Here is a 26,682-nt window from a genome sequence, read left to right as displayed (position 1 = left end):
AACCGTTCGGCGGCACAACCGGCCTGAGACCGGGCCGTAGCATTGCCGGAGTGAGCAATCAGCCGCCGGCACGGCGGGCGGCGCCGATGATGACGGTCGCGCGGGTATCGGGCGTCCCGGTGATGGTGTCACCGTCCTGGTTACTCATCGGCCTGCTGCTGACCTACGTCTACGGCCCGGTCGTGGACGACGCCGTCCCGGACGTCGGCCCGGGTGGCGCCTACGCCGTCGCCTTCGGCTTCAGCCTGCTCTTCGCCGCCTGCGTGCTCGCCCACGAGCTCGGCCACACCCTGGTCAGCAAGGCCCTCGGCTATCCGGTGAAGCGGGTCGTCCTCTTCGCCCTGGGCGGGGTCTCCGAGATCGACGGGGAGCCGGTGCGGGCACGGCACGAGCTCGCCATCGCCGCCGCCGGACCGCTGGTCTCGATCCTCATCGCCGCCGCCACCTTCGGTGGTTACGCCGCCTCGCCGGCCGGCTCGGTGGCCGCCGCGCTCTTCGCGCTGCTGGCCTGGAGCAACCTGGTGCTCGCCGCCTTCAACCTGCTCCCCGGACTGCCGCTGGACGGCGGCCGCATCCTGCGGGCCACGGTCTGGGGCCTCGGCGCCTCGGCCATCACGGGCACCCGGGTGGCCGGGTGGGCCGGCCGGATCTTCGCGATCCTGCTCGCAGCGGCGGCGGCGATCTTCGTCCGCGGCCCCGGCGCCATCCCCGCCACCGTCCTGACCTTCTTCCTCGCCCTCTACCTCTGGGTGAGCGCGTCGGCGTCGCTGGCGGTGGCCCGGCTGCGCAGTCGGCTGCCGGGCGTGGACGTCGCCCGACTGCTGCGACCGGGGCTGCTCGTCCCCGACGATCTGTCGGTGGCCGAGGCGCTGCACCGGGCGTGGGACACCGGCGCCCGGGGGCTCGTGCTGGTCGACGCCGGGCAGCGCCCGACCGCCATCGTGGACGAGTCCCTGATCGCCGCCGTGCCGCCCCAGCGCCAGGCCTGGACACCGGTGAGCGAGGTCGCGCGGCCCCTGGTCGACGGCACCACGATCCCGGCCGGCACCGGCGCCAGCGAGCTGCTGGAGCACATGCAGCGGCACCCGGCCCGGGAGTACCTGGTCGTCACCGGCGACGGCGCGCCGGCAGGCATCATCGCCGCAGCGGATTTCGCAGAGATCTTGAGGGAGCACAGCAGGTGAGCAGGTAGTGGGAAGCAAGGCACCCGGAGCGGGACCCTTCGAGCCGGGGGAGCGGGTGCAGCTCAGCGACCCGAAGGGCCGGCTGCACACCGTGACGCTGGCGGCGGGCAAGCAGTTCCACACGCATCGTGGCGCGATCGAGCACGACCACCTCATCGGTGCCGACGAGGGGACCGTCGTCACCTCGACTTCCGGCACGCTGTACCTGGCGTTGCGGCCGCTGCTGTCGGACTTCGTCCTCTCCATGCCGCGCGGCGCCGCCGTGATCTATCCCAAGGACGCCGCCCAGATCGTGGCGATGGGGGACATCGCTCCCGGCCTGACCGTGCTCGAGGCCGGCGCGGGCTCCGGGGCGCTGACCTGCTCGCTGCTGCGTTCGGTGGGGCCGCAGGGCCAGGTGATCTCCTACGAGGTCCGCGACGACCACGCCGATGTCGCCGTCGGCAACGTGGAGACCTTCTTCGGCGAGCTGCCGGAGAACTGGTCGCTGCGGCGCAAGGACATCGCCGAGCACCCGCCCGAGGAGACCGTGGACCGGGTGATCCTGGACATGCTCAGTCCCTGGGACGTCCTGCCCGCCGTCGTGCCCGCGCTACGGCCCGGCGGCGTCCTCATCGGTTACGTGGCGACGACGACGCAGCTGTCGCGGCTGATCGAGGCGCTGCGCACGCACGGCGGTTTCACCGAGCCCTACGCCTGGGAGACCTTCGTCCGCGGCTGGCACGTCGTCGACCTCGCCGTCCGCCCCGAGCACCGCATGATCGGCCACACCGCCTTCCTGGTCACGGCCCGACGGCTCGCGCCGGGGGTCGTCGCGCCGCCCCGTCAGCGGCGTCCCACCGCGTCGGAGAAGCCGGCGCTGCCGGAGCGGGACCCCGACGTCCCGTTCCGCCCGAAGCTGCCCTAGCCGGTCGGCTCAGGCGTCGGGGCCGGCCACCTCGACGCCGTCGGCCTCACGGACGACGTGGATGCAGTCGCCGGGGCACTCCTTGGCGGAGTTGATGACGTCCAGCCGCAGCGAGGCGGGGACGTCGGCGCGCGCGCCGGACTCGGTGAGCAGTTCGTCCGAGCTGTCCTTGACGTAGGCGAGGCCGTCCACGTCGAACTCGAAGACCTCCGGGGCGTACTGGACACAGAGCCCGTCCCCGGTGCAGAGGTCCTGATCGATCCATACCTTGAGCGGCTCAGCCACGGACCCGGACACTCCTTCGACACGACTCGTCAACACCGTTGGAACAGGCCCGATCGAGGCTGTCCCGACACCCAGGGTAGAGCGCCGGGAAGTCGACCCGCGCGTGTGTAGGGTGAGTTTTCGGGAACACTCCGCGAGTCGCCGCACCGCATGGTCGGCGAGGTTCAACCGGGAGGTAGACCTCATGGTTCACGATTCGGGGCACGAGCCGAGCGCGAGCTCGGCCGGCGACGCCGACCTGCGCCGGCGCACGGCGTTCCTCGAGCAGGAGCTCGAACTGCTCCGCGCCAAAGTCTCCGAGTCCCCCCGTCACATGCGGCTGCTGGAGGATCGGCTCACCGAGTCCCAGGCCCGTGTCGCCGCGCTGAGCGATCGCAACGACCGCCTCGCCGACACGCTGCGTGAGGCACGCGACCAGATGGTGCAGCTCAAGGAGGAGATCGACCGGCTGGCGCAGCCGCCGTCCGGCTACGGCGTCTTCCTCGAGCGCTTCGAGGACAAGACCGTCGACATCTTCACCGCCGGCCGCAAGCTGCGCGTCGCCGTCTCGCCCGAGGTGGACCTCGACGAGCTGAAGCACGGCCAGGAGGTCATGCTCAACGAGGCGATGAACGTCGTCGCCGCCCGGGGCTTCGAGCGCTCCGGCGAGGTCGTCATGCTCAAGGAGGTCCTCGACGGCGGCGACCGGGCGCTCGTGGTGGGCCACACCGATGAGGAGCGTGTCGTCTACCTCGCCGACCTGCTGCGCGACAAGCCGCTGCGCGCCGGTGACTCTCTGCTGCTGGAGACGCGCTCGTCCTACGCCTACGAGCGGGTGCCCAAGAGCGAGGTCGAGGAGCTCATCCTCGAAGAGGTCCCGGACATCGACTACGCCGACATCGGCGGTCTCGCCGGCCAGATCGAGGCCATCCGGGACGCGGTGGAGCTGCCGTTCCTGCACGCGGACCTCTTCCGGGAGCACCAGCTGCGCCCGCCGAAGGGCATCCTGCTCTACGGCCCGCCCGGCTGTGGCAAGACGCTGATCGCCAAGGCGGTCGCGAATTCGCTCGCCAAGCAGGTGCAGAAGGTCCACGGCGGGGACGAGAAGGCCACGGCGTTCTTCCTCAACATCAAGGGCCCGGAGCTGCTCAACAAGTACGTCGGCGAGACCGAGCGGCACATCCGGCTCGTCTTCCAGCGGGCCCGGGAGAAGGCGTCGGACGGCACCCCGGTGATCGTCTTCTTCGACGAGATGGACTCCATCTTCCGCACCCGCGGCTCGGGCGTGAGCTCGGACGTCGAGAACACCATCGTCCCGCAGCTGCTCAGCGAGATCGACGGCGTCGAGGGGCTCAAGAACGTCATCGTCATCGGCGCCTCCAACCGCGAGGACATGATCGACCCCGCCATCCTGCGGCCGGGTCGGCTGGACGTGAAGATCAAGATCGAGCGGCCGGACGCCGAGGCGGCGAAGGACATCTTCTCCAAGTACCTCATTGACGGCCTGCCCATCCACGCCGACGACCTGGCCGAGAACGGCGGCGACGCCACGGCGACGCTGGACGCGATGATCCAGCGCACGGTCGAGCGGATGTACACCGAGACCGACGAGAACCGCTTCCTGGAGGTCACCTACGCCAACGGTGACAAGGAGACCTTGTACTTCAAGGACTTCAACTCGGGCGCGATGATCCAGAACATCGTCGACCGGGCGAAGAAGATGGCGATCAAGGACCTCATCACCAGCGCCCAGCGGGGGCTGCGGGTCTCCCATCTGCTCGCCGCCTGCGTGGACGAGTTCAAGGAGAATGAGGACCTGCCCAACACCACCAACCCCGACGACTGGGCGCGGATCTCCGGCAAGAAGGGCGAGCGGATCGTCTACATCCGCACGCTGGTCTCCGGGGCGAAGGGCACCGAGGCCGGCCGCTCCATCGACACCGTCGGCAACACGGGCCAGTACCTCTAGGCGATGCCGATCACGCGGGTCGTGCCGAATCTCGTCGTCAGCGACGTCGGCACGGCCCGCGATCTGTATGCCGGGCTCTTCGGGGCGCAGGTCGTCATGGACCACGGCTGGGTCGCCTGTCTCACGCCGCCGGACGACCCCGGCGTGCAGCTGCAGGTCATGTCCACCGACGCGGCCGCACCGCTCAACCCAGCGGTGTCGATCGGCGTCGCCGCCGTGGCCGAGGTGGACGAGGTATGCGCCCGGGTCCGCGCCGCCGGTCTCGAGATCGTGCACGGCCCGGTGGACGAGGAGTGGGGCGTGCGCCGCTTCTTCTTCCGCGACCCCGATGGCAACATCGTCAACGTGGTGGCCAATGTCTGACGCCGAGTCTCCTGAGATCACCGTCCGCCGCCAGCCGGACGCCTACGTGCTCGACCTCGACGGCGAACGGGTCGGGGCTGCCTTCGTCCGGGTGGACGGCACGACCGTCACCTTCACCCACACCGAGGTCGACGACGCCTTCGCCGGCCAGGGTCTGGCGTCGCGCCTGATCAAGGCCGCGTTGGACGACGTCCGCGCGCGGGGGGAGTCGATCGTCGCGCAGTGCCCCTTCGTCGCCGCCTATGTCCGACGTCACCCGGAGTACGCCGACCTCCTCGGCTGACCCCCTCGCCTTTGCGAGGATGGACCGGTGAGTTTCTGGCAGGGCGTGCTCGTCTTCGTCGCCGGCGTCTGGGCCGGGACGATCAACACCGTGGTGGGGTCGGGGACGCTGGTGTCCTTCCCGGTGCTGGTCAGCATCGGCATCCCGCCGGTGACGGCGAACGTCTCGAACACCGTCGGCCTCTTCCCCGGCTCGTTCGTCGGCGCCTACGGCTACCGGCGCGAGCTCGCCGGACAGGGCCGCCGGGCCGTGCTGCTCGGGGCGGCGTCGGTGCTCGGTGCCATCGGCGGCGCGATCCTGCTGCTGACGCTGCCGGCCGACGCCTTCAACGCGATCGTCCCGGTGCTCATCATCCTGGCTCTGCTGCTCGTGGTCTTCGGCAAGCGACTCACCGGGTGGCTGCAGGCGCGCGGCCGCGGTGCCACGGCGCGGGTGACCCCCGCGCTCTGGCTCATGACCCTCTTCACCGGCATCTACGGCGGCTACTTCGGCGCCGCGCAGGGCATCCTGCTGATGGCCTTCCTCGGCCTCATGCTCGCCGAGTCGCTGCAGCGGCAGAACGCCCTGAAGAACATCCTCGCCGGCCTGGTCAACCTCGTCGCCGCCGTCGTCTTCGTGCTGACGACGCACATCGACTGGGCCGCCGCGGGACTCATCGCCGCGGGCTCCATCATCGGCGGTCTGCTCGGGGCCTCCATCGGCCGACGGCTCTCACCGACCGTGCTGCGCGCGACCATCGTCGTGATCGGGCTCGTCGCCGTCGTGAAGCTCCTCGCCTTCCCGTCCTGACCCCGGCCGTGCTCTAGGCTCGGCGGACCTGTCGTCCGACGAAGGGGAATCGGGTGGGCCTGATCATCGGGATCGTCGTCGCCGTGGTCGTCGTCCTGCTCGTGGTGTGGGTGATCGTCACCTACAACGGACTGGTGCGGGCCCGCAACGCCTTCCGGAACGCGTTCGCGCAGATCGACGTGCAACTGCAGCGACGCTTCGATCTCATCCCCAACCTCGTCGAGACGGCGAAGGCCTACATGGCTCACGAGCGTGAGACGTTGGAGGCGGTCACGCAGGCCCGCGCCGCCGCCATCACCGGCCTCGGCGCGGCGCAGGCCAGCCCCGGTGACCCCCGGGCCATGGAGCAGCTGGCCGGGACGCAGGGTGCGCTCGCCGGTGCGCTGGGCCGTTTCACGGCCGTCGCCGAGCAGTACCCCGACCTCAAGGCCAACCAGAACATGATGCAGCTGACCGAGGAGCTCACCTCCACCGAGAACAAGGTGGCCTTTGCTCGGCAGGCCTACAACGACTCGGTGATGAGCTACGAGAACAGGCGCGAGGCCTTCCCCGGCTCCGTCATCGCCGGCCGCTTCCACTTCGGCGAGGCCGCGCAGTGGCAGATCGCGCCGGACGCGCCGCCCGAGACCCGTCAGGCGCCGAAGGTCCAGTTCTGACCCACGCCGCGACGTGAACTTCTTCGAGCGACAGCAGCGCGCCCGCGGCACGAGCCTGCGGCTGGTGCTGCTCTTCGCGCTCGCCGTGCTCAGCATCGTCGCGATCGTCGACGCCGTCGCGTGGTACCTGACGCGGCAGAGTCCGGCGACCGTGCAGCTGCAGTGGCTCGTGGTGGCGACCCTCTTCACCCTTGCCGTCATCGGCGGCGGCACGGCGACCAAGCTCATCGCGCTGCGCGGCGGGGGAGCGGTGGTCGCGCAGTCGGTGGGGGCCGAGCCGATCGACCTCACGACCCGGGACCCGCGGCTGCGCCGCGTCGTCAACGTCGTCGAGGAGATGTCGATCGCCTCCGGCGTCCCGATGCCGCGGTTGTTCGTCATGCCGAACGAGGACGGCATCAACGCCTTCGCCGCCGGCTACACCCCCGCCGACGCCGCGATCGCCGTGACCGCCGGCGCCCTGGACCGGCTCAACCGCGACGAGCTGCAGGGCGTGATCGGTCACGAGTTCAGCCACGTCCTCAACGGCGACATGCGGCTCAACGTCCGCCTCCTCGGCCTGCTCAACGGCATCCTGCTGCTGGGCCTGGTCGGGCTGCGCTTCCTGCAGTTCGGCGGCGGTCGCTCCCGCAACGAGAAGGGCAACCCGCTCGCGCTCGTGGCGGTCGTCCTGATCGTGCTCGGCTTCGTCGGGCAGTTCTTCGCCGGGCTGATCAAGGCGGCGGTCAGCCGGCAGCGCGAGTGGCTGGCCGACGCCTCCGCGGTCCAGTTCACCCGGCAGACGACCGGACTGGCCGGCGCGCTGCGCAAGATCGCCGGCCTGCCCGAGGGGTCGACGCTGCGCGACGCGCACGCCGAGAAGCAGATCAACCACATGCTCTTCGGCGCGGGCAGGCCGCAGTCACTGGCCGCCACCCACCCGCCGCTGACCGAGCGGATCGCCGCGCTCGAACCCGGCGTGACCCCGGCACAGCTCGAACAGCAGCTGGCTGACCTGCAGCGGCAGTACGCGGTGCAGCCCCCGGACGGCGCCGCCGAGGACGTCGCGCTCGGGCTGGCATCGGGCCCGCCGCCGCCTGTCCCGCCGCTGACCACCCCGCACCCGGCTCGGCTCACGCCGTCCGACGTCAGCGCCAGGGTCGGCACCATGACCCCGGACGACCTGGCGCGGGGCGCCCGGCTCAGCTCCCGGATTCCCGCCGAGGTCCGCCTGCTCGCCGGGCAGAGCGGCACCGCGGTGCCGCTGCTGCTCGCCCTGGTCCTGGACCGGCGAGTCGAGCTGCGCACCCGCCAGCTGGACCACGTCGCCGCCCGGCTGGGACCGTCGGCAGCCAACGCCACCGTCGGGTGCGTCGAGTTGGTCGCGGGGCTCGATCCGCTGCTCGCCCTGCCGCTGGCCGGGCTGGCGGTGCCGGCGCTGGCAGCCCGTCCGGTCGCCGAGCAGCAGGCGGTGCTCACCACGCTGCGACACCTGGCCCTCGTCGACGGCCGGGTCGTCGTCTTCGAGTACGCCCTGATGCGGGTCGTGGCGACCTACCTCGCCGACGCCGCGCGCCAGCCGTCCCCTCGCCGCCGACAGACGGCGGCGGCGGTGGACTCGGCGACGCAGGCTTTGCTGGCGGTGCTCGCCGCGGTCGGGCACGACGACGCCGGCTCCGCCGAGCGGGCGTACCTGGCTGCTGCCGCGCACGTCAACGCCAGCGGGGTCGTCGCCGCCTTCGCCCCGCCGCCGGATCCGTGGGCCACCCTGGACGCCGCGTGGCCGGTGCTCGACGCGTTGCCGCCACCGGAGAAGCAGCGGCTCGTCGAGGCACTGGTGGTGGCTGTCCTCGCCGACGGTGTGCTGCGCCCGACCGAGGCCGAGCTGGTGCGCACCGCCTGCGCCGTCCTGCACTGTCCGCTGCCGCCGCTGGTGGCGTGAGCCTCGGGCACCCTCGTCAGCTCGGGCCCCTCGTCGGGGACGGAGCCTGCCGGGCTGCACCCCCCGCGGTCACACCAGCTCGGGCTGCACCCACTCCTGGTCCAGGACGTGCTGCGCCAGCCACGCCCACACCGTCTCGTACCAGACCCGGGCGTTGCCGGGCTTGAGGATCCAGTGCCCCTCGTCGGGGTAGTAGAGGTACCGCGACTCGACGCCGCGGCGCTGCAGGTCGTACCAGAGGCTGAGCGCCTCGCCGACGGGGACGCGGTAGTCCTTGTCGCCGTGGATCACCAGCATCGGCGTGGTGATGTCGTCGGCGTAGGTCCGCGGCGACCAGCGGGCGTAGTGCTCGGGGTCCTCGGCCGGGAAGCCCCACTCCAGGGCCCAGTCGCCGGGGAAGTCCGTGGTGCCGTGGAAGGCACCCATGTCCCAGAGGCTCGCGTGGGTGACGATGGCGCGGAACCGATCGGTGTGGCCGGCGATCCAGTTGGCCATGTACCCGCCGTAGGAGCCGCCGAGAGCCGCCGTCCGGGTCTCGTCGATGTCGGCGCGGGCGACGACGTCGTCCACCACGCTCATCAGATCGGTGAAGGGCGTCCCGCCCCACTGCCGCCACCCACGACGACGCATGTGGACGCCGTATCCGGTCGACAGTGCCGGATCCGGCAGCACCACCGCGTAGCCGCGGGCCGCCATCAGCCAGGGGTTCCATCGCCAGGTCCAGGCGTTCCACGACGAGAACGGTCCGCCGTGGACGAAGAGCAGCAGCGGCGCCGGGGCGGCCTCGGAGGCACCCTCGGGCAGCACCAGCCACGAGCCGATCTCGGTGCCGTCCGCCGCGGTGGTCGCGATCCGGTGCAGCGTGCCCGGCACCTCGACGGCGCCGGGTGCCGGCAGTTCCACGGCCTCGCCGTCGACGCCGGTGGCGTCGTAGCGGACCGGCCGGGGTGGGGTGTCCCAGGCGTCGCGCAGCGCGAAGAGCGTGGCGCCGTCGGCGGTGACCGTGATCGAGGTGTGGTGGCCGGACGCGGTCACCCGGCTGATCTCGCCGCTGCCGACGTCCAGCCGGAAGACCGGGGCGTGGCCCTGCTCGTCGGCGACGAAGAAGATCGTGTCGTTGTCGGCGCCGAAGCAGGGGGCGGACGGCTGGATGTCCGGGTCTGCCACCAGCTCCCGCCCTGCACCGGAGGCGAGGTCGACGAGCCAGAGCGAGGTCGTCCACGGTTCCTCGTCGCTGCAGTCGCCGTTGCGGACCGCGACGACGTAGCGCCCGTCGGCCGAGACCGCGGGCGAGTCGAAGTACGCGGCGGCGTCCTCGGCCAGCGTGCGCCGTTGCCCGGTGGCGGTGTCGATGGCGACCAGCGCCGCCTTGGGGAAGCCTGCCGTCTCCCACCGTTCCCAGGTGGTGATCACCGTGCTGCCGTCGGGGGTGATCGTCCAGCCGACCTCGTCCAGCGCGCGGCCGGGTTCGGGGGTGAGGTCGAGCGGATCGCCGTCGGTGAGGGCCAGCAGCCGGGTCTCGTCCGGGCCGAGGTCGTGGTCCCAGTACCGCACCGGCGAGGCCGAGTGCAGGATCGCGCTGGTGGCGACGTCCTTGCGCGCCTTGCGGGCCGCCTCGTCGCCGTCGGCACCCGACGTGCGTGGCAGCGTCGCCGAGGCGATCACGGTCGTCCCGGCCTCGGCGGCGACCCGGACACCGTCGACACCGCCGGGGCGGGTCAGCACCCGCTCGGCCTCGCCGCGGGCCGGCAGCCGCCACAGCGCCGCCGGGTCGTCGTCCCCACCCCGGCCCGAGACGAAGAGCACCGAGCCGTCCGGGGCGAGCACGGCGCCGCTCTCGCCCTTCTCCGACCGGGTCAGCCGCTGTGCCGGACGCTCACCGGCCGGGTCCACGTCCCAGAGGGCGGTGACGAAGCGGGAGCCGTCCTCGGCGAGCTCGGCGATCGTCGCCACCAGCCGGCTGCCGTCGGGGGAGGCGACCAGTGCGGAGACCCGGGCGTGGGAGAGGTACTCGTCGAAGCTGGCGAATCCGGTCATAGCGGCGACCCTATAGCGCGCATCCGTCTCGGCGGGCCACGTAAGTTGGACCGGTGACCGTGAAACGCGTGATGGGCACCGAGGTCGAGTACGGCGTGAGCCTGCCCGGCCAGCCCGGCGCCAACGCCATGCTGCTCTCCGCGCAGGTCGTCAACGCCTACGCCAGCCTCTTGCCGGCGGGCCGGGCCCGCCGCGCCAGCTGGGACTTCGAGGAGGAGTCGCCGCTGCGCGACGCCCGTGGCTTCGACCTCGGCGGTGGCAGCGGCACCGTGGCCCCGGAGTTCATCGAGGCCGAGGAGGACGCCGGGATGGCCAACGTCATCCTCCCCAACGGCGCCCGGCTCTACGTCGACCACGCCCACCCGGAGTACTCGACGCCCGAGGTCACCACGCCGCTGGACATCGTCCGCTGGGACAAGGCCGGTGAGCTCGTCATGCTGGAGGCGATCCGGCGGTTGCCGACCATCCCCGGCGTCAATCCCGTGATCAACCTCTACAAGAACAACACCGACAACAAGGGCGCCTCCTACGGCGCGCACGAGAACTACCTCTGCCGCCGCGAGACGCCCTTCGCGGCCCTCGTGCGTCACCTGGTGCCCTTCTTCGTCACCCGGCAGGTCTTCTGCGGCGCCGGACGGGTCGGCCGCGGCCAGGACGGCCGCACCACCGGTTTCCAGATCTCGCAGCGCGCTGACTTCTTCGAAGTCGAGGTGGGGCTGGAGACCACCCTCAAGCGGCCGATCGTCAACACCCGCGACGAGCCGCACGCCGATGCCGACCGCTACCGGCGGCTGCACGTCATCATCGGCGACGCGAACCTGTCGGAGATCAGCACCTATCTCAAGGTTGGCACCACCGCGCTGGTGCTCGACATGATCGAGGCGAACTACCTGCCCGACGACCTCGGCATCGCCGCTCCGGTGCGCGAGCTGCATGCCGTCTCGCACGACGCCTCGCTGCAGCACGCGATCACGCTGGTCGACGGTCGGACGATCACCGCCCTCGACCTGCAGGGCGAGTACCTGGCGCGGGCGCGGGCCTTCGTCGCCGACCGCGGCGAACGATCGGGCGACGAGCGCGCCGCCGCGCAGACCCGCGACATCCTCGACCGGTGGGAGTCGGTCCTCACCCGGCTCAAACAGGACGCGATGCAGCTGGCCCGCGAGCTGGACTGGGTCGCCAAGCTGCGACTGCTGCAGGGGTACCGCGAGCGCGACGGCTTGGCGTGGGACTCACCCCAGCTGCAGCTGGTCGATCTGCAGTACTCCGACATCCGGCCGGAGAAGGGTCTCTACAACCGGCTGGTCTCCCGCGGCGCCATGGAGACCCTGCTGGACGCCGGCGACGCCGAGTCGGCTGTCGCCACCCCGCCACCGGACACCCGCGCCTTCTTCCGCGGCGAGTGCCTGCGCCGCTACGGCCAGGCCGTCGCCGCGGCGTCCTGGGACTCGGTCATCTTCGACGTCGGACGAGAGTCGCTGGTGCGGGTACCGATGCTGGAGCCGCTGCGGGGCACCCGCAGCCACGTCGGCGACCTGCTGGAGCGCTGCGGCACCGCCGAGGAGCTCATCGCCGAACTCAACGCCGCCCGCTGACCGGCGTTGGGTCAGCCGCGACGGGTCAGCCGCGACGGGTCAGACCCAGTCGGCCGGCAGGTGGGCGCGCTTGCGCGCCACCAGCGCGACGTACTCCAGCGGCCGGCCGGCGACGCTGAGACGGTGCCGGTAGCGCTGCTGGACGACATCGGTCAGCACCTGCTCGGCGGTCATGCGCTGCAGCAGCCGGGCGAAGGCGCCGGGGAGGTCGACGTAGCGGTCGCGCAGGTTGAAGGCCACCCAGCCGGTCTCGGCGATGGCGTTGAAGGCGGCGGCGAAGGCGGCGGGCGGGATGTCGTCGAAGCCGAGCGCCGCGACACAGGTCATCGCGTTGAGCTCGGCGCTGCGCAACCGCTCCCGCCGCGACTCGTCGAGGGCGGTGATGTCGCCCGTGAGGTAGTCCCGGTAGACCTCGGGGCGGTCGCGCAGCGCCGCCGTCCGGGCCTCGGGGAGCAGATCGGCACCGAGGACGACGTGCGCCCCGAGCGCTCTGATCTGCTCGCCCACCATCCCGTTGCCGGCACCGAAGTCGAGGACGCGCAGCTCGCTCGGATCCTGGCCGGCACGGCGCACCGCGTCCCCCAGCAGCCCGACGACCACCTCGGGGGAGCGGCACTGCAGCATCTCGGCGAAGAGCTGTTCGTACAGGCCGGGGATCGAGAAGATCCGGGCGTAGTCGTGGAAGCGGATGCGCTGTGCCCGGCCGTCGACGACGACGTCGCAGTACTCCTCGTCCTGGTCCAGGTCGGCAGCGTCGGGCAGGGTCACGGTCAGCGCCGGCGCGAGCGGGGGCTCGGCGTGCGCGGGCTCGGAGACGGGGATGACAGATCCTTCCGCAGTGTCCCGGCGGACCGTCTCGTCGGTCAGCCGGTTTCAGTCACACTACCTACCGCCTTCAGTTGTGCTTCATTCCTGAAGTGACGGACCGGGGGGACACGCCACGCGGCCGTGTGGTTTGACAGCCCCCCGAGGCGCTCGGCACGGTGGGAAGACGGCCGGGATCACCTGCGACGAACCAGCGGGCGACCGACATACGACGAAAGGAATCCGACCGTGACCTTGACCTTGACCGACAACGCCGCCACCGAGATCCGCAACCTGGTGGCACAGCCCGAGATCCCCGACGAGAGCGGGGTGCGGATCGCCGGCACCGGCGACGGCGCACTGGAACTGTCTCTGCAGGCGGTGCCGTCCACCGGCGACACCGTGATCACCGAGCAGGGCGCCCGGGTCTTCCTCGAGTCCGAGCTCGACGAGCTGCTCGACGACAAGCTGCTCGACGCGGCCGTCGACCCGCAGGGTCAGCTGCAGTTCTCGCTGGCGCAGCAGGGCTGACCGCCACCCACGACGCACGACCATCGACGCCCGTCCCCGACATCGGGGGCGGGCGTCGTCGTCCGGGAGCAGGGCTCAGCTGCGGGCGTAGCGTTCGGCCGCGCGCGCCCTCGCCTTGGCCGCCTCCACCTCACGGTCCTTCGGCGGGGCGGAGGTCACCAGCGCATCGAGCAGATGCCGGGTCACGTGAGCGATCTCGTGCACCGCGTCGTCGAAGGCCTGCTGGTTGGCCCCGGACGGCTTGGCGGTGCCGCTGACCTTGCGCACGAACTGCAGCGCGGCGGCGTGCACCTCGTCCTCGGTGGCGGGCGGCGCGAAGTTGTGCAGGGTCCGGATGTTGCGGCACATGCCCGCCACTGTGCCACGCGACACGGGCCGTAACGAGGGGCTATTCGGAGGTGTCGTACTGGTCGAAGCGGATGCGGTCGGCGCGCACGCCGCGCCCCACCAGGCCGAAGACGGTCGTCTCGATCATGGTGTCCGGGCCGGCGACGAGGACGTCGACGTCCAGCTGCGCCCAGTCCTTGAGGGTGGGGACGACGTCCTCGACCCGCCCCCGCAGTCCGGTGTAACCGGGATCGCGGGAGACGACGCCGTAGATCTGGATCTGGTCGGTCCGCCCCGCGGCCTGCACCGCGCGAGCCAGCCGCTCGGCCGGGTGCAGGTCGGCGGCCGTCCGGGCGCCGGTGAAGAGGTAGACCGGCGGGCACTGCGGCCAGCCCAGCATGGACTCGACCACGGCGATCATGGGTGCCGTCCCCGTCCCCGACGAGACGCAGAGCAGACCACCGGGTCCGAGGGTGCCCGGCTCGACGACGAGGTTGTTGCCGCGCGGCGGACCCAGCCGCACCCGGTCGCCCACCCCGGTGTGCATGACCAGCGCCGCGCCGACGCCGGTGGCGTTCACCGCGCGCACCTGCAGGTCGAGCGTGTTGTCCGGCCGGGGCGCACTCGCCACGGACATCCGGCGCCACTCCCGCGGACGCTGGGCGAGCTCGACGCTCAGGTACTGGCCGGGCCGGAACAGGTACGGGTTGTCCGGCTGCAGCGTGACGACGGCGAAGTCGCGGCCGAGCCGCTCGTGGGCCACGACGGTGGCGCCCCAGGTCTTCGGTTCGTCGCGTGCGGCGAGCGCACCGTCGATCATCGTGCTCGCGAGGCGCGTGTAGCTGCCGACGACGGCGCGCTCGATCTCGGGCGTCCACTGCTCGCCGAGCAGCGCACTCCACGCGCTGATCAGGGCCTCGGCTGCCACGTCGTAGTGGGCCGGCGCCACCTCGTACTTGCGATGGTCCGAGCCCAGCTGAGCCAGGTGCGCCGACATCGCCTCCGGGTCGTCGGTGACGACCCACTGCACCAGCGCCTTGCCGAAGTCGTGTCGCTGCGCGCTCATCCCGGCCGGGAACATGGTCAGCGCGTCGCTGCCCAGGCGCAGGAAGAGCTCGGCGTAGAAGTTCACCACCAGCTTCTCGGTGCGGTCGCCGAGCAGGTCGAAGGCCCGTCGCACGGCGGTGCGGTCGTAGGGCAGCGGGGTACGTGAGTAGCTCGCCGGCAGCTCGACATCGCCCTGACGCAGATCGGCACGGCCCACCACCAGGCCACCGGGGGGTGCCGGCGCCGGGGTCGGCGCCGCAACCGGCGTGGGCTGGGGCCGCGGCTCGGGGCGTCCCTCGGGGCGTCCGTCGGGGCGTCCCTCGGGGCGGGGACCGTAGGCGGTCGAGGGACCGAAGCCCGCGTGGGGGGTCGTCGCCGGTGCGGGTGCCGGGGTCGCGACCGCCGGGGTGTCGTGGCCCGGCTCGTCGGCGACGCTGCTGTCTCGTGAGCCGCCCGGGCTGTCGGGATCCCCGGTGAGGCGGATGAGCTCGCCGGTGGCCGGATCGGCCTGGTGACGGGACGGCGGCGGGATCGGCCGGGCTTCGCGGCGTGCCGAAGGGTCGGCGGGCGCAGCTCGCCACCGACCGAATGCCTGACGCAAGCCCATGACAGCGCCTCCAGGTCAACTTCAGCTTCACCATAGTCTGCGGACCCTGCTCCGGGGGTAGCGTTTGTCGCGCAGTCATTCCGGCATCCGATGCGAGACGCAGGGGCGAAAATGGCCAAGAAGGGCGCATCAGACAGGGTCGCTGCTCCCTCGGACGCGCCCGCCGTCCCCCCGCCGGGTTCGGACGGCGAGCATCTGCTGCAGGAGCTCTACGGCACCCGCGAGCGTGCCGATCGCTTCTACCGCGAGCAGATGCTCGACACGCTGACACCGCGGATGGCCGAGTTCGTCGCCACCCAGACCCAGATGATCGTCGCGACCGCCGACGTCGACGGCCGGCCCGACGTCTCGGTGCGCTTCGGCGAACCCGGCTTCGTGCAGATGATCGACCGGCAGACCCTCTGTTGGCCCGAGTTGCGCGGCAACGGCGTTCTCACCACCCTCGGCAACATCGCCAAGAACCCGGCGGTGCACCTGATGTTCCTCGACGAGGGTGAGCGGATCGGTCTGCACCTGCGCGGTGACGCGCGCATCGTCGAGACCGACGAGATGGCGGCACGCCACCCGGCGGTCGTCGCCGTGCCGATGAGCGGGCGGCCACCGGAGCGCTGGGTCGTCCTCGAGCTGGGCAGCAGTTACATCCACTGCCGCAAGCACTTCCCCCGCAGCGACGCCCCGATTGAGTGGGGCACCGACGACGTCCGCGCCAAGGGCGGCGACTACTTCGGCGCCAAGGACACGCCGGCGCCGTGGGCGCCGCGACCCGGACGGGAGCACCCGTGACCGAACCGACCGTCACCCGCAGCATCGAGATCGCCGCCGATCCGGCGGCGGTGTACGCCCTCGTCACCGATCTGGACATCCTCGCCGAGCTCGCCGCCGAGACCGAGGCGATGCACTGGACCAGGGGAGATCGGGCCGCCCCCGGCAACCGCTTCGTCGGCCGCAACCGCAACGGCCGACGCGCGTGGACGACCACCTGCACGGTCACCGACGCCCGTCCGGAGGAGGTCTTCGGCTTCGACGTCCGGTGCTCCTTCCCGCCGGTCCCGGTGGCGCACTGGCGCTACGAGATCACCGCCACCGACGGCGGCTGCCGGGTCACCGAGAGCACCCTGGACCAGCGTCCGGGATGGTTCCGCAAGCCGGCCGAGCTCGTCACCGGCGTCCGCGACCGGGCCGAGGCCAGCGCGCGTCACATCGAGCAGACCCTGGCGCGGTTGCGGGAACGGGCGGAACGCCGCTGACACAATCGTCGGCGTGGACGCGCTCTTGCATCGCATCGAGGCCCTCGCCGGCGACGGCCGCTACGCGCTGACCTTCCGCCGCGGCGACGGCAGCGAGCAGGCCGCCGTCGCCCAGGTGGACGCCACGCGCTTCGACGACGAGACCGTCGCCGCGGTCGCCATCGCGGAGTCGGCGCTGCCGCCGGGCTGGACCACCGGCTCCGCCGCCGCACAGGCGACGGTCGAGGCCGTCGCGGCCCTGCACCGGGCCCGCCGGGCGCTGGCCCCCGACGCCGCGACCCTCCGCGACGTCGAGGGCGGCTGGGATGTGGGGCTCGGCAACGTGGTCCTCGCCGACGGTGACGTCCCGACCTGCACGGCGCATGGCGCGATGGCGGCCACGGACGGGGTGCGGGTCTGCGCCGAGTGCGGGGCTCGCGCGCTCTACCGGTGACGGCGGTCCGCGCCGCGGCGGTCAGGGGATGACGAGGTCGGTCTCGACCGTCCCGTAGCGCTCCCGGTAGAGGTCGCGCAGCAGCGCGGCCTCGGCGCCGTGATGGACCAGCTCGTCGAGCACGTGCAGCACGAAGGCGTGTCGGGTCGACGTCGCGTACGGACCCCCGACCGGCCCCACCGCCTGCCGCAGGCCGGCGTCGTCCATGCCGGCGAGGTGGCCGCGCCACTCCGCATACGCCGCCTCCAGCTGGGCCACGGCCTCCTCGGCGCTCCCGGCCGGCTTGAGCTCGACGGTGCCCGGGGCCCGGCCGAGCCACTGTGCGTTGCGGGGCTCGCGCAGCATCTCCTCCAGGTGGGCCAGCCGCCAGCGCAGCCCGAGGTCCGGGTCGGAGGTCGGCAGCCAGGACCACTCGTCGTCGCTGAGCCCGATCAGCCGGTGACGCAGCCGCGCCCAGGCGTAGTCGCAGAGCTCCAGCACGTCGTCGCGCAGCGTCGGCATGGACCCATCTTGCCGCCGCGGCAGTTGCCGAAGAAATGAAGCAGTGATTCACTGCTTCACATGCCCTACCGGCGGACCCCGGCGGTCCAGGCGCGACTGGACGAGCAGCGTGCCGCGCTCTGCGCGGCCGCAGCCGACCTGCTCGCCGAACGTGGTTACGGCGCCTGTTCGGTCGCGGCCGTCGCCGCCCGCACCGGGGTCGCCAGCGGCACCGTCTACAACCACTTCGCCAGCAAGGCCGAGCTGGTCGCCGAGGTCTTCCGCAGCGTCGTCTCGCGCGAGGTCGCAGCCGTCCGCGAGGCCGCCGCGCTGGCCGGCAGCGCGACCGAGCAGGTCACCGCCGTCCTCGAGACCTTCGCCGGCCGGGCCATGAAGCAGCCGCGGCGGGCCTACGCCCTGCTGGCCGAGCCCGTCGACCCCGGCGTGGACGAGCTGCGGCTGGAGTTCCGTCGTGCCTACCGCGACGTCATCGCCGCGGCGATCGCCGCCGGCATCGCGACCGGCGAGCTGCCGCCGCAGAACCCGTCCGTCGTTGCCGCCGCCCTCGTCGGCGCGGCGGGGGAGGCGCTGGTCGGACCGCTGGCCGACGGCCGACCCGATCCCGACGTCGTCCCCACCCTGATCCGCTTCGCCCACCGCGCCATCGGAGGTAGTCCGTCGTGAGCCCGACCCACACCGTCACCAACCAGGTTCCGCCGATCGTCGGTCACGATCTGACGACCACCCCGGCACTCGCCGAGGCACTGGAGCGGGAGGGCGCCGGCTGGGCGCTGACCGAGGTCAGTGAACTCGCCAGGCTCGGCAACAGCGACCGTTGGCAGGAGGCGGGACGCCTGGCCAACGAGCACCCGCCGGTGCTGCGGACCCACGACCGCTACGGCAACCGGGTGGACGAGGTCGACTACCTGCCGCAGTACCACGACCTGATGCGCACCGCCGTCGGTCACGGCCTCCACGGCGCTCCGTGGGCCGACGCCCGCCCCGGCGCCCACGTCGCCCGCGCGGCCAAGATGATCGCGTGGGGCGTCGTGGACGCCGGCCACCTCTGCCCTATCTCGATGACCTACGCCGTCGTCCCCGCGCTGCGCACCACCCCGGACCTCGCCGCGGCCTACGAGCCGCTGCTGAGCAACTCCAGCTACGACTTCGGACTTCGCGCACCGCTGAGCAAGAGCGGTCTCATCGCCGGGATGTCGATGACGGAGAAGCAGGGTGGCTCGGACGTCCGCGCCAACACCACGACGGCCATCCGCAACTCCGACGGCAGCTGGTCGCTGACCGGGCACAAGTGGTTCACCTCCGCGCCGATGTCCGACCTCTTCCTCACGCTCGCGCAGACGCCGTCCGGGCTCTCGTGCTTCCTCGTGCCACGGGTGCTGCCCGACGGCAGCCGCAACGCCTTCTTCCTGCAGCGGCTGAAGGACAAGCTCGGCAACAAGTCCAACGCCTCCAGTGAGGTCGAGTACGACGGCGCACTCGGCTGGCTCGTCGGCGAGGAGGGCCGCGGCGTCGCCACCATCATCGAGATGGTCAACATGACGCGGCTGGACTGCTCGCTGATGGCCGCCGGCGGCATGCGGATCAACACCGCCCACGCCCTGCACCACACCACCCACCGCTCGGCCTTCGGCGCCAAGCTCGTGGACCAGCCCGCCATGACCAACGTGCTGGCCGACCTCGCCGTCGACGCCGAGGCCGCCATGGCGGTGGTGATGCGCGTCGCCGGCGCGGTCGACCGCTCCGTGCGCGGTGACGAGGGCGAGCGGGCGTTCCGGCGGGTAGCCCTGTCGGTGACGAAGTACTTCCTCTGCAAGCGGCTGACGTCGCACACCGTGGAGGCGCTGGAGTGTCTCGGCGGCAACGGCTACATCGAGGACTCCGGGATGCCGCGGCTGCTGCGCGAGGCGCCGCTGATCTCGATCTGGGAGGGGTCGGGCAATGTCGCCGCGCTCGACACGCTCCGTGCGATGGTGAAGCAGCCCGAGGCCGTCGAGGCGTTCTTCGCCGAGCTGGAGCTCGCCGCCGGCACCGACGCACGCTACGACGACGCCCTCGCCGTGCTGCGCAAGGACATCAGCGACATCAGCGACCCGGCCGACCTGCAGTTCCGGGCCCGACGGATCGTGGAGCGGATGGCGGTGCTGCTGCAGGGCTCGCTGCTGCTGCGCCACGGCGATCCCGCCGTGGCGTCGGCCTTCGCCGCGTCGCGCCTCGGCGGCGACTGGGGGGTCGCCTACGGGACGCTCCCCGCTGGCGTCGACACCGCGCGCATCCTGGAGCGGGCGGCGGTCGCGGGGTGAGCGCAGGCAGCGCAGGGAGTTCCTGGGATTCAGAAAGCAGGCCGAGCGACTGGCGCGACGGGCTGCGCGACGGGGCGGACTCGCTCTTCGACGGCCGGCCCGAGCCGGTGGACGCTGCGACCTACCCGACCCTGACCTACGAGGTCACCGGACGCATTGCCCGTCTCGTCCTCAACCGCCCCGAGCGCGGCAACGCGATCACGCCGGAGACGCCCCTCGACCTCGCCCACGCCGTCGAGCGCGCCGACCTCGACCCGCGGGTGCACGTGATCGTGCTGTCGGGGCGGGGGACCGGCTTCTGCGGCGGTTACGACCTGGAGATGTTCGCCGAGCGCGGCAGTGACGAGCCGGAGCAGCAGGCCCGCGAGGGGACCGTGCTCGATCCGGTCGTTCAGGCGCGCAACCACGATCCGTCCCGGACGTGGGATCCCATGATCGACTACGCCATGATGAGCCGCTACAACCGCGGCTTCGCCAGCCTGCTGCACGCCGACAAGCCGACGGTGGCCAAGCTGCACGGCTTCTGTGTCGCCGGCGGCTCGGACATCGCCCTCTACGCCGATCAGATCATCGCCGCCGCCGACACCAAGATCGGCTATCCGCCGACGCGGGTGTGGGGCGTCCCGGCGGCGGGGATGTGGGCGCACCGGCTGGGGGACCAGCGGGCCAAGCGGTTGCTCTTCACCGGCGACACCATCACCGGGGCCGAGGCCTGCGAGTGGGGCCTGGCGGTCGAGGCGCCGCCTGCCGAGGAGCTGGATACGCGGACGGAGATCCTGCTGGAGCGGATCGCGCGGATGCCGCTGAACCAGCTGATCATGACCAAGCTGGCCTTGAACTCCGCCCTGCTGGCGCAGGGGGTGGCGACGAGTCAGCTCGTCAGCACTGTCTTCGACGGGGTCAGCCGTCACACCCGCGAGGGGCACTCCTTCGTCCGCACGGCGGCCGAGGAGGGGTTCCGTGCCGCCGTCCGGCGGCGGGACGAGCCGTTCGGCGACGCCGGGCGCACCGTCTTTCGCGGCTGACCGCCGCGGGGGCCACCCGCGGCAGTGGCGCGCCGACCGTGCGCCGCGAGGGTTATCAGCTGGCGCGACGGTGCGGCGAGCAGAGCGTGAGCTCCGCGCGACGCGAGGCGACGCTGGTGCCGTTGGGGAGGAGCTCGCCGAAGTCCTCGAAAGCCACCACCCCGTTGCACAGCAGGCTCCAGCCCTGCTCGGGGTGAGCCGAGACGACGTGCGCGGCGTGGTGGTCGACGGCATCGGCGGAGGGGCAGCAGGGCACGTGGACGCACGGGTGGACGTCGCTGTGGGCCTCGGTGCTGCGCTCGATCTGGGTGTCGATCATGATCGTTCCTGTAATCGCTTCCGGGTTGGGAGTCAGGCCCCAGTGTGCACCGAATAAACGAGAAGTCCAGCACACTTGCTCGGGCCCGCTACAAATGAGTCAACACCGTGACCTGCGCCACATGTAAGGCGAGTGTGTGGTTCGTTATCCGTTCGTGACCTGACTTCCGGCGAACCGGACATCACGTCCGACCCTCTCGATCCTGGGCCCGTCGCAGTGCCCGGTTGCGGGGAACCCAGTCCGCCAACACCGCAGGAAACCCCGCCTTCACAGCGACGCGCACCACCTCGTCGTCGTCGTCGATGACCGCCCGCACCCCGCGCGGCGCGAGTCGACGCAGCGCGGCGAGCTTGTAGACCGGTGCCGGACGGTAGTCGCCGTCGGGTCGCATGATCAGCTCAGTGCTCGGCAGAGAGTGCTCGTCGAACCAGGCCTCGGTCACCGAGCGTAGCCACTCCGGCCGCCCGGTGAGCCAGACGATGTCGTGACGGCCGGCGAGGTCGGCGACGAGGCGTGCCCCCTCGGCCAGCAGCGGATCGCGGTCGGCGGAGTCGAAGAACCGATGCCACGCGCCGCGGTCCAGATGGTGCAGGCGGTGCCGGACGTCGGCGACGACCCCGTCGACGTCGAAGACCGCGATCCCGTCGAGAACGGTCGGGTCGACGGGATCACTCACCGGATCAGCGTAGAGTTACGGCCTCGTGCGCTTCCTCGACCCGACCGCTGCCCGTCCCGCCGGTGTCGGACACGACCTGACCTACGACGACGTCTTCATGGTCCCGGCCCGATCGGACATCGGCTCCCGCTTCGACGTCGACCTCACCACCAGCGACGGCAGCGGCGCGACCCTGCCGCTCGTCGTGGCCAACATGACGGCGGTCGCAGGTCGTCGCATGGCCGAGACGGTCGCCCGCCGCGGCGGCCTCACCGTGCTGCCCCAGGACATCCCGGTCCCGGTGGTGGCGGAGGTGGTGCAGTGGATCAAGTCGCGGCACCTGGTCGTCGAGACCGCGCTGACCCTGGCCCCGCACTCGACGGTGGGTGAGGCGCTCGCGCTGCTGCCCAAGCGGGCGCACGGTGCTGTCGTGGTGGTGGCCGAGGGCCGTCCGGTCGGCATCGTCACCGAGGCCGACTGCACCGGAGCCGAGCGCTTCGCGCAGCTGCACGAGGTGATGACCCCTCACCCGCTCTGCCTCACCGAGCCGGTCGACCCGGTGGCCGCCTTCGACCGGCTCGACGCCGAGCGCCGCAAGTCCGCGCCCGTCGTCGACGCCGACGGCGCCCTGGTCGGCCTGGTGACGCGGACCGGCATGCTGCGCTCCACGATCTACCAGCCGGCCCTCGACGACCGGGGGCGGCTGCGCATCGCCGCGGCCATGGGCGTCAACGGCGACGTCAAGCAGCGCGCCGCCGAACTGCTCGACACCGGCATCGACGTGCTCGTGCTGGACACCGCCCACGGTCACCAGCAGCGGATGATCGAGGCGCTCGGCGCCGTCCGCGCCCTGGACCCCCGGGTGCCGGTGGTCGCCGGCAACATCGTCTCCGCCGAAGGCACCCGCGAGCTGATCGAGGCCGGCGCGGACATCGTCAAGGTCGGCGTCGGTCCCGGTGCCATGTGCACCACGCGGATGATGACCGGCGTCGGCCGGCCGCAGTTCTCCGCCGTCCTGGAGTGCGCCGCGACCGCACGCGAGCTCGGCAGGCACGTCTGGGCCGACGGCGGCGTCCGGCACCCGCGCGACGTCGCCCTCGCGCTGGCCGCAGGCGCCTCGTCGGTGATGGTCGGCTCGTGGTTCGCCGGCACCTACGAGTCGCCCGGCGACCTGCACGTCGCCGCCGACGGACGTCCCTACAAGGACAGCTTCGGCATGGCGTCGGCCCGCGCCGTGGCCCGGCGCACCAGTACCGAGAGCAGCTTCGAGCGGGCCCGCAAGGCTCTCTACGAGGAGGGCATCTCGACCGGACGGATGTTCCTCGACCCGCAGCGTCCCGGTGTCGAGGACCTCATCGACGCCATCACCGCCGGCGTCCGGTCGGCCTGCACCTATGCCGGCGCGCGGACGCTGGCCGAGCTGCACGAGCGAGCGGTCGTCGGCGTGCAGAGCACGGCCGGCTTCGCCGAGGGTCGCCCGCTGCACGCCGGCTGGTAGCCGAACCGGCCCCGCGCCCGGGGGCGGGATCGCCTTCGCGGTGGCAGGATCGTGCACATGCTGCTGCCGATGTCGCCGACCAGCTCGATGTTCCTGCTGGCGGAGACGCGCGAGCACCCGATGCACGTCGGCGGGCTGCAGCTCTTCGAGCCCCCGCCCGGCGCCACCGCCCTGGACATCCGAGGGCTCTTCGAGGCGGCCATCGCCGACGAGGAGGTGGCGCCGCTGTTCCTGAAGCGGCCGCGCCGGTCGCTCACCTCGCTGGGGCAGTGGGGCTGGGAGGTCGACCGTGAGTTCGACCTGGAACACCACGTCCGTCGCAGCGCCCTGCCGCGGCCCGGCCGCGTCCGGGACCTGTTGGAGCTGGTGTCGCGGCTGCACTCGACGCTGCTCGACCGGCACCGGCCGCTGTGGGAGTGCCACCTCATCGAGGGACTCGAGGACGGACGCTTCGCCGTCTACACCAAGGTCCACCACTCCGTGGTCGACGGGGTGTCGGCGCTGCGGATGCTCTCGCGCCAGCTCAGCCCCGACGCCGACGAGCGCGGGATGCCGGCGCCGTGGGCGCCCAAGCAGCGGCAGTCCAAGCGCTCGCGGGCCTCGCGCTCGCCGCTGACGACGCTGACGCAGACGGCGGGCAGCGCCGCCGGGGTCGCCCCGGCGCTGGCGCGGACGGTGGCGCGGGCGGCCCGCAGCGAGGGCGCGGCGATGTCGTTCTCGGCGCCGCGGTCGATGTTCAACGTCAAGATCACCGGCGCCCGCCGCTTCGCCGCCCAGTCGTGGCCCATCGACCGGCTCAAGGCGGTGGGCAAGGCCACCGACAGCACGCTCAACGACGTCATCCTGGCCATGTGCTCGGGCGCGCTGCGGCAGTACATGGTCGCCATGGACGCGCTGCCGGAGTCCTCCCTGATCGCGATGGTGCCGGTGTCGCTGCACGGTTCGGGCGAGGGCTCCGTCGACGGCGGCGGCAACGCGGTGGGCATGGTGACCTGCCGGCTCGGCACCGACCTCGAGGAGGCCGGGGACCGGCTGGCGACCGTCCGGCAGTCGATGATCGAGGGCAAGGAGTCAATGGCGGGGATGAGCCAGCTGCAGATCCTCGCCGCCAGCGGCGTCGGCATCGCACCGCTGGGGATCTGGCCGGCGCTCAACCTGGTCGACACGCTGCGGCCGCCCTTCAACCTCATCATCTCCAACGTGCCCGGCCCCCGGCAGCCGCTGTACTGGAACGGTGCGCGCCTGGACGGGCTGTACCCGCTCTCCATCCCGCTCGACGGGCAGGCGCTCAACATCACCTGCACCAGCTACGCCAGCGAGGTGGCCTTCGGCCTGACCGGCTGCCGCCGCTCGGTGCCGCACCTGCAGCACCTGCTGACCTACCTCGACGACGAGCTGAAGGCCCTCGAGGAGTCGGCGGGTCTGTAGCGCCCGTCGGAGCCGGACCTCAGAGGTCCAGCACGACCCGTCCGGTCGCGCGCGAGACGCAGATCGCCATCGACGTGCTCCGCTCGTCGGGGGTGAGGCAGCGGTCCAGGTGCTCGACCTCCCCGGCCAGGACGGTCGCGGGACACGTCCCGCAGAAGCCCTGCTTGCAGCTGTAGGGGACCGTCGGGCGGGCACGGAGCAGGGCCGCCAGGGCGGTCTCGTCGGCAGCCACCGGCAGCACCTCGCCGGTACGGGCCAGCTCGATCTCGAACGGCGCCCCGTTCACGACCGGCGGCGCGGAGAACCGCTCGTAGTGCAGTGACGAGACGTTGGCCGCGGGGATGCAGCCGCGGATCGCGTCCACCATCGGCGGCGGCCCGCAGGTGTAGAGGGTCGTGCCCACCGGCGCGAGCGCGACGATGGCCGCGATGGCGGCGGCGTCCGGCTCGCCGCACTCGTCGTCCGGCCAAATCGTCACCCGGCCGGGATGGGCTCCGGCCAGCGCGGCGATCTCGGCCAGGAACGGCATCGAATCCCGGCTGCGACCGGTGTAGACGAAGCGCCACTGCGCGCCCCGCCGCTCGGCGGCGCGGAGCATGGGGAGGATGGGCGTGATGCCGATACCGCCGGCCACGAAGAGGTAGCGGTCGCGGGCGATGAGCGGGAAGGCGTTGCGCGGCCCCCGCACGACCACGCCGTCACCGACGCGGAGCCGGTGCGCGGCGACCGAACCGCCGCCACCGTCGGCGATACGGCGGATCGCGATCCGATAGTGGTCGCGCAGAGCGGGATCGCCGCAGAGGGAGTACTGCCGCAGCCGGCCGCCGGGCAGCTCGACGTCCAGATGGGCGCCGGGGGCCCACGGCGGCAGCGGCCCGGGCCCCAGCGGCTCCAGCCGCAGCGAGACGACGTCCTCGCTCTCGACGACGCGGGCGGCGACCCGCAGCGGCAGCCGCCGGTTCACCTCGGCGGTCGCCGGGCGCAGCAGGCCGCTCACCCCGGAGACCCGCTCGTAGGCAGCCGCCAGCACACCGAACCCGCGCAGGGTCCAGGACCGGGGCTGCACCGTGGTCATGCGCCCCTCAGGCCGAGAGCCGGGCGTCGGCGGCGCGGGCCGCCGGCGACTGCGCCAGGTACTCGACGGCCTGGCTGGTCGAGCCCTCGCGCCGCGGGTCGTAGCCGGGGCGCAGGTAGCGCCAGGCGCAGTTGAGGATGTCGCCGTAACCGGGGGTGAGGCCCTTGCGTGCGCTGCGGACCAGATCGCCCCAGCGGGGTCGCGTCCGCGCCAGCAGCGTCGGGTCGTTGGCCATGAGCTGGCCGACGCCTCGGGCCCAGAGGTAGCACAGCGCCGTCGCGCCGACGGCGTAGGTGCGCACCCGACGGACGTAGCGGCCGTCCAGGTGCTGGTAGACGTCGTAGGCCACGGCGCGGTGCTCCACCTCCTCCGCCCCGTGCCAGCGCAGCAGATCCAGCATCTGCTCGTCCGCCCCGACCTCGTCGAGGGCGGGGGTGTTGAGGACCCAGTGCCCGAGGAAGGCCGTCACGTGCTCGATGGCGGCGACGAGCGCGACCCGCTCGACCAGCCATTCCTCGCGGCGCCGGCCGGTGAGGCGACGTGGGCCGAGCAGCACCCGGAAGAGGGTCTCCAGCTCGCGGACGTACTTGGCGGTGTCCAGGCCCTGCGCGGTGAAGTAGTCCTGCACGGCCTGATGCGCACCGGCGTGCATGCCCTCCTGGCCGATGAAGCCGAGGACGTCCTCGCGCAGCTGCTCGTCCTTGATCAGCGGCAGCGCCTCGCCGAAGACCCGGACGAACCACCGCTCTCCCTCGGGCAGCAGCAGGTGCAGCACGTTGAGCATGTGCGAGGCGAAGCTCTCGTCGGGGATCCAGCGCAGCGGTAGGCCCGTCCAGTCGAAGTCCACGTCGCGGGCGTGCAGCGCGACCCGGTCGATCTCCTCGCCGGTGGTGGTGCGGGATGCAGTCATCGACGCT

Annotated in this window: 28 protein-coding genes; 18 read left to right on the top strand and 10 right to left on the bottom strand. The window is 72.1% G+C overall.

Going from position 1 to position 26,682, the window contains the following annotated elements:
- The first annotated feature begins 50 nt into the window (after positions 1-50).
- Positions 51-1,184 (top strand): site-2 protease family protein, encoded by a 1,134-nt coding sequence (locus AC0NZQ_RS17190; protein WP_474531208.1) that lies wholly within the window; start codon positions 51-53, stop codon positions 1,182-1,184.
- Between the two features lie 7 nt (positions 1,185-1,191).
- Complete coding sequence (locus AC0NZQ_RS17185) at positions 1,192-2,091, top strand: tRNA (adenine-N1)-methyltransferase (RefSeq protein WP_474531207.1); 900 nt, start codon at positions 1,192-1,194, stop codon at positions 2,089-2,091.
- 9 nt (positions 2,092-2,100) lie between these two features.
- Here AC0NZQ_RS17185 and AC0NZQ_RS17180 read toward each other — a convergent pair whose 3' ends face one another.
- Complete coding sequence (locus AC0NZQ_RS17180) at positions 2,101-2,376, bottom strand: ferredoxin (RefSeq protein WP_474531206.1); 276 nt, start codon at positions 2,374-2,376, stop codon at positions 2,101-2,103.
- Positions 2,377-2,560: 184 nt separating this feature from the next.
- On the opposite strand from AC0NZQ_RS17180, the gene arc reads away from it, so the two are divergent.
- From arc to AC0NZQ_RS17150, 6 genes are read left to right on the top strand one after another with little or no spacing between them, the layout of a single operon-like run.
- Positions 2,561-4,324 (top strand): proteasome ATPase, encoded by a 1,764-nt coding sequence (gene arc / locus AC0NZQ_RS17175; protein ID WP_474531205.1) that lies wholly within the window; start codon positions 2,561-2,563, stop codon positions 4,322-4,324.
- Positions 4,325-4,327: 3 nt separating this feature from the next.
- Positions 4,328-4,687: a VOC family protein gene (locus AC0NZQ_RS17170; protein WP_474531204.1), complete on the top strand. Its 360-nt coding sequence runs from the start codon at positions 4,328-4,330 to the stop codon at positions 4,685-4,687.
- A complete protein-coding gene (locus AC0NZQ_RS17165) occupies positions 4,680-4,970 on the top strand; it encodes a GNAT family N-acetyltransferase (RefSeq protein ID WP_474531203.1) in 291 nt (96 codons plus the stop codon). Before AC0NZQ_RS17170 ends, AC0NZQ_RS17165 begins: the two co-directional genes overlap by 8 nt.
- 27 nt (positions 4,971-4,997) lie before the next feature.
- On the top strand, positions 4,998-5,759 hold the full coding sequence (locus AC0NZQ_RS17160) for a sulfite exporter TauE/SafE family protein (protein WP_474531202.1): 762 nt from the start codon (positions 4,998-5,000) through the stop codon (positions 5,757-5,759).
- A gap of 53 nt (positions 5,760-5,812) precedes the next feature.
- Positions 5,813-6,415 carry a LemA family protein gene (locus tag AC0NZQ_RS17155; protein WP_474531201.1) on the top strand — a complete coding sequence of 201 codons (603 nt, stop codon included), beginning with the start codon at positions 5,813-5,815 and terminating at the stop codon, positions 6,413-6,415.
- Positions 6,416-6,428: 13 nt separating this feature from the next.
- Positions 6,429-8,336 carry a M48 family metallopeptidase gene (locus tag AC0NZQ_RS17150; RefSeq protein WP_474531200.1) on the top strand — a complete coding sequence of 636 codons (1,908 nt, stop codon included), beginning with the start codon at positions 6,429-6,431 and terminating at the stop codon, positions 8,334-8,336.
- Between the two features lie 69 nt (positions 8,337-8,405).
- On the opposite strand, the gene AC0NZQ_RS17145 is transcribed toward AC0NZQ_RS17150, so the two are convergent.
- Positions 8,406-10,373 (bottom strand): S9 family peptidase, encoded by a 1,968-nt coding sequence (locus AC0NZQ_RS17145; RefSeq protein WP_474531199.1) that lies wholly within the window; start codon positions 10,371-10,373, stop codon positions 8,406-8,408.
- Positions 10,374-10,426: 53 nt separating this feature from the next.
- Here AC0NZQ_RS17145 and dop point away from each other — a divergent pair, with 53 nt between their 5' ends.
- The gene (gene dop / locus AC0NZQ_RS17140) at positions 10,427-11,968 is read left to right on the top strand and encodes a depupylase/deamidase Dop (RefSeq protein WP_474531198.1); all 1,542 of its coding nucleotides are present in this window, start codon (positions 10,427-10,429) and stop codon (positions 11,966-11,968) included.
- 39 nt (positions 11,969-12,007) lie between these two features.
- On the opposite strand, the gene AC0NZQ_RS17135 is transcribed toward dop, so the two are convergent.
- A complete protein-coding gene (locus AC0NZQ_RS17135; protein ID WP_474531197.1) occupies positions 12,008-12,736 on the bottom strand; it encodes a methyltransferase domain-containing protein in 729 nt (242 codons plus the stop codon).
- 285 nt (positions 12,737-13,021) lie between these two features.
- Between AC0NZQ_RS17135 and AC0NZQ_RS17130 the strand changes: the two genes are divergently transcribed.
- Entirely contained in the window at positions 13,022-13,303 is a 282-nt protein-coding gene (locus tag AC0NZQ_RS17130) for a Fe-S cluster assembly protein HesB (RefSeq protein WP_474531196.1), read from the top strand.
- 75 nt (positions 13,304-13,378) lie between these two features.
- Here the strand turns inward: AC0NZQ_RS17130 and AC0NZQ_RS17125 are convergent, their stop codons facing one another.
- Positions 13,379-13,651, bottom strand: coding sequence for a DUF2277 domain-containing protein (locus tag AC0NZQ_RS17125; RefSeq protein WP_474531195.1), 273 nt, complete (start codon positions 13,649-13,651; stop codon positions 13,379-13,381).
- A gap of 40 nt (positions 13,652-13,691) precedes the next feature.
- On the bottom strand, positions 13,692-15,284 hold the full coding sequence (locus AC0NZQ_RS17120; RefSeq protein WP_474531194.1) for a globin domain-containing protein: 1,593 nt from the start codon (positions 15,282-15,284) through the stop codon (positions 13,692-13,694).
- 111 nt (positions 15,285-15,395) lie between these two features.
- Here AC0NZQ_RS17120 and AC0NZQ_RS17115 point away from each other — a divergent pair, with 111 nt between their 5' ends.
- From AC0NZQ_RS17115 to AC0NZQ_RS17105, 3 genes are read left to right on the top strand one after another with little or no spacing between them, the layout of a single operon-like run.
- Positions 15,396-16,067 (top strand): pyridoxamine 5'-phosphate oxidase family protein, encoded by a 672-nt coding sequence (locus tag AC0NZQ_RS17115; RefSeq protein ID WP_474531192.1) that lies wholly within the window; start codon positions 15,396-15,398, stop codon positions 16,065-16,067.
- Complete coding sequence (locus AC0NZQ_RS17110; RefSeq protein ID WP_474531191.1) at positions 16,064-16,531, top strand: SRPBCC family protein; 468 nt, start codon at positions 16,064-16,066, stop codon at positions 16,529-16,531. Before AC0NZQ_RS17115 ends, AC0NZQ_RS17110 begins: the two co-directional genes overlap by 4 nt.
- A gap of 13 nt (positions 16,532-16,544) precedes the next feature.
- Positions 16,545-16,964, top strand: a complete 420-nt coding sequence (locus AC0NZQ_RS17105) for a hypothetical protein (protein ID WP_474531190.1) — start codon at positions 16,545-16,547, stop codon at positions 16,962-16,964.
- 21 nt (positions 16,965-16,985) lie between these two features.
- On the opposite strand, the gene AC0NZQ_RS17100 is transcribed toward AC0NZQ_RS17105, so the two are convergent.
- Positions 16,986-17,465, bottom strand: a complete 480-nt coding sequence (locus AC0NZQ_RS17100) for a DinB family protein (RefSeq protein ID WP_474531189.1) — start codon at positions 17,463-17,465, stop codon at positions 16,986-16,988.
- A gap of 60 nt (positions 17,466-17,525) precedes the next feature.
- Here AC0NZQ_RS17100 and AC0NZQ_RS17095 point away from each other — a divergent pair, with 60 nt between their 5' ends.
- Genes AC0NZQ_RS17095 through AC0NZQ_RS17085 form a run of 3 tightly spaced genes read left to right on the top strand, consistent with a single transcriptional unit; the run spans position 17,526 to position 20,790 of the window.
- Positions 17,526-18,128, top strand: coding sequence for a TetR/AcrR family transcriptional regulator (locus AC0NZQ_RS17095; RefSeq protein ID WP_474531188.1), 603 nt, complete (start codon positions 17,526-17,528; stop codon positions 18,126-18,128).
- Positions 18,125-19,765 (top strand): acyl-CoA dehydrogenase family protein, encoded by a 1,641-nt coding sequence (locus AC0NZQ_RS17090; protein WP_474531187.1) that lies wholly within the window; start codon positions 18,125-18,127, stop codon positions 19,763-19,765. Before AC0NZQ_RS17095 ends, AC0NZQ_RS17090 begins: the two co-directional genes overlap by 4 nt.
- Positions 19,762-20,790 (top strand): crotonase/enoyl-CoA hydratase family protein, encoded by a 1,029-nt coding sequence (locus AC0NZQ_RS17085; protein ID WP_474531186.1) that lies wholly within the window; start codon positions 19,762-19,764, stop codon positions 20,788-20,790. Before AC0NZQ_RS17090 ends, AC0NZQ_RS17085 begins: the two co-directional genes overlap by 4 nt.
- A 55-nt stretch (positions 20,791-20,845) precedes the next feature.
- On the opposite strand, the gene AC0NZQ_RS17080 is transcribed toward AC0NZQ_RS17085, so the two are convergent.
- Positions 20,846-21,109 carry a DUF5999 family protein gene (locus AC0NZQ_RS17080; RefSeq protein ID WP_474531185.1) on the bottom strand — a complete coding sequence of 88 codons (264 nt, stop codon included), beginning with the start codon at positions 21,107-21,109 and terminating at the stop codon, positions 20,846-20,848.
- A 181-nt stretch (positions 21,110-21,290) separates the two neighbouring features.
- The gene (locus AC0NZQ_RS17075) at positions 21,291-21,785 is read right to left on the bottom strand and encodes a phosphatase domain-containing protein (protein ID WP_474531184.1); all 495 of its coding nucleotides are present in this window, start codon (positions 21,783-21,785) and stop codon (positions 21,291-21,293) included.
- A 25-nt stretch (positions 21,786-21,810) separates the two neighbouring features.
- Here AC0NZQ_RS17075 and AC0NZQ_RS17070 point away from each other — a divergent pair, with 25 nt between their 5' ends.
- Together AC0NZQ_RS17070 and AC0NZQ_RS17065 are read left to right on the top strand one after the other, a co-directional pair.
- A complete protein-coding gene (locus tag AC0NZQ_RS17070; RefSeq protein WP_474531183.1) occupies positions 21,811-23,262 on the top strand; it encodes a GuaB1 family IMP dehydrogenase-related protein in 1,452 nt (483 codons plus the stop codon).
- A 57-nt stretch (positions 23,263-23,319) separates the two neighbouring features.
- A complete protein-coding gene (locus AC0NZQ_RS17065; protein WP_474531182.1) occupies positions 23,320-24,690 on the top strand; it encodes a WS/DGAT/MGAT family O-acyltransferase in 1,371 nt (456 codons plus the stop codon).
- A 19-nt stretch (positions 24,691-24,709) separates the two neighbouring features.
- Here AC0NZQ_RS17065 and AC0NZQ_RS17060 read toward each other — a convergent pair whose 3' ends face one another.
- Positions 24,710-25,765, bottom strand: a complete 1,056-nt coding sequence (locus tag AC0NZQ_RS17060) for a PDR/VanB family oxidoreductase (protein WP_474531179.1) — start codon at positions 25,763-25,765, stop codon at positions 24,710-24,712.
- Between the two features lie 7 nt (positions 25,766-25,772).
- Positions 25,773-26,675 (bottom strand): metal-dependent hydrolase, encoded by a 903-nt coding sequence (locus tag AC0NZQ_RS17055; protein WP_474531178.1) that lies wholly within the window; start codon positions 26,673-26,675, stop codon positions 25,773-25,775.
- Positions 26,676-26,682 lie beyond the last annotated feature (7 nt).

Source organism: Jatrophihabitans sp. sgz311053, from assembly GCF_056135305.1.
The sequence above is the reverse complement of the archived record's forward strand: the minus strand, read 5'-3'. Positions and strand labels throughout refer to the sequence as shown.

What these genes read in the sequence shown, in the direction of transcription:
- arc (WP_474531205.1), top strand. Translation starts at nt 2,561, where the DNA reads ATGGTTCACGATTCGGGGCACGAGCCGAGCGCGAGCTCGGCCGGCGAC.
- AC0NZQ_RS17170 (WP_474531204.1), top strand. Translation starts at nt 4,328, where the DNA reads ATGCCGATCACGCGGGTCGTGCCGAATCTCGTCGTCAGCGACGTCGGC.
- AC0NZQ_RS17165 (WP_474531203.1), top strand. Translation starts at nt 4,680, where the DNA reads ATGTCTGACGCCGAGTCTCCTGAGATCACCGTCCGCCGCCAGCCGGAC.
- AC0NZQ_RS17145 (WP_474531199.1), bottom strand. Translation starts at nt 10,373, where the DNA reads ATGACCGGATTCGCCAGCTTCGACGAGTACCTCTCCCACGCCCGGGTC.
- AC0NZQ_RS17125 (WP_474531195.1), bottom strand. Translation starts at nt 13,651, where the DNA reads ATGTGCCGCAACATCCGGACCCTGCACAACTTCGCGCCGCCCGCCACC.
- AC0NZQ_RS17120 (WP_474531194.1), bottom strand. Translation starts at nt 15,284, where the DNA reads ATGGGCTTGCGTCAGGCATTCGGTCGGTGGCGAGCTGCGCCCGCCGAC.
- AC0NZQ_RS17115 (WP_474531192.1), top strand. Translation starts at nt 15,396, where the DNA reads ATGGCCAAGAAGGGCGCATCAGACAGGGTCGCTGCTCCCTCGGACGCG.
- AC0NZQ_RS17100 (WP_474531189.1), bottom strand. Translation starts at nt 17,465, where the DNA reads ATGCCGACGCTGCGCGACGACGTGCTGGAGCTCTGCGACTACGCCTGG.
- AC0NZQ_RS17095 (WP_474531188.1), top strand. Translation starts at nt 17,526, where the DNA reads ATGCCCTACCGGCGGACCCCGGCGGTCCAGGCGCGACTGGACGAGCAG.
- AC0NZQ_RS17080 (WP_474531185.1), bottom strand. Translation starts at nt 21,109, where the DNA reads ATGATCGACACCCAGATCGAGCGCAGCACCGAGGCCCACAGCGACGTC.
- AC0NZQ_RS17065 (WP_474531182.1), top strand. Translation starts at nt 23,320, where the DNA reads ATGCTGCTGCCGATGTCGCCGACCAGCTCGATGTTCCTGCTGGCGGAG.
- AC0NZQ_RS17060 (WP_474531179.1), bottom strand. Translation starts at nt 25,765, where the DNA reads ATGACCACGGTGCAGCCCCGGTCCTGGACCCTGCGCGGGTTCGGTGTG.
- AC0NZQ_RS17055 (WP_474531178.1), bottom strand. Translation starts at nt 26,675, where the DNA reads ATGACTGCATCCCGCACCACCACCGGCGAGGAGATCGACCGGGTCGCG.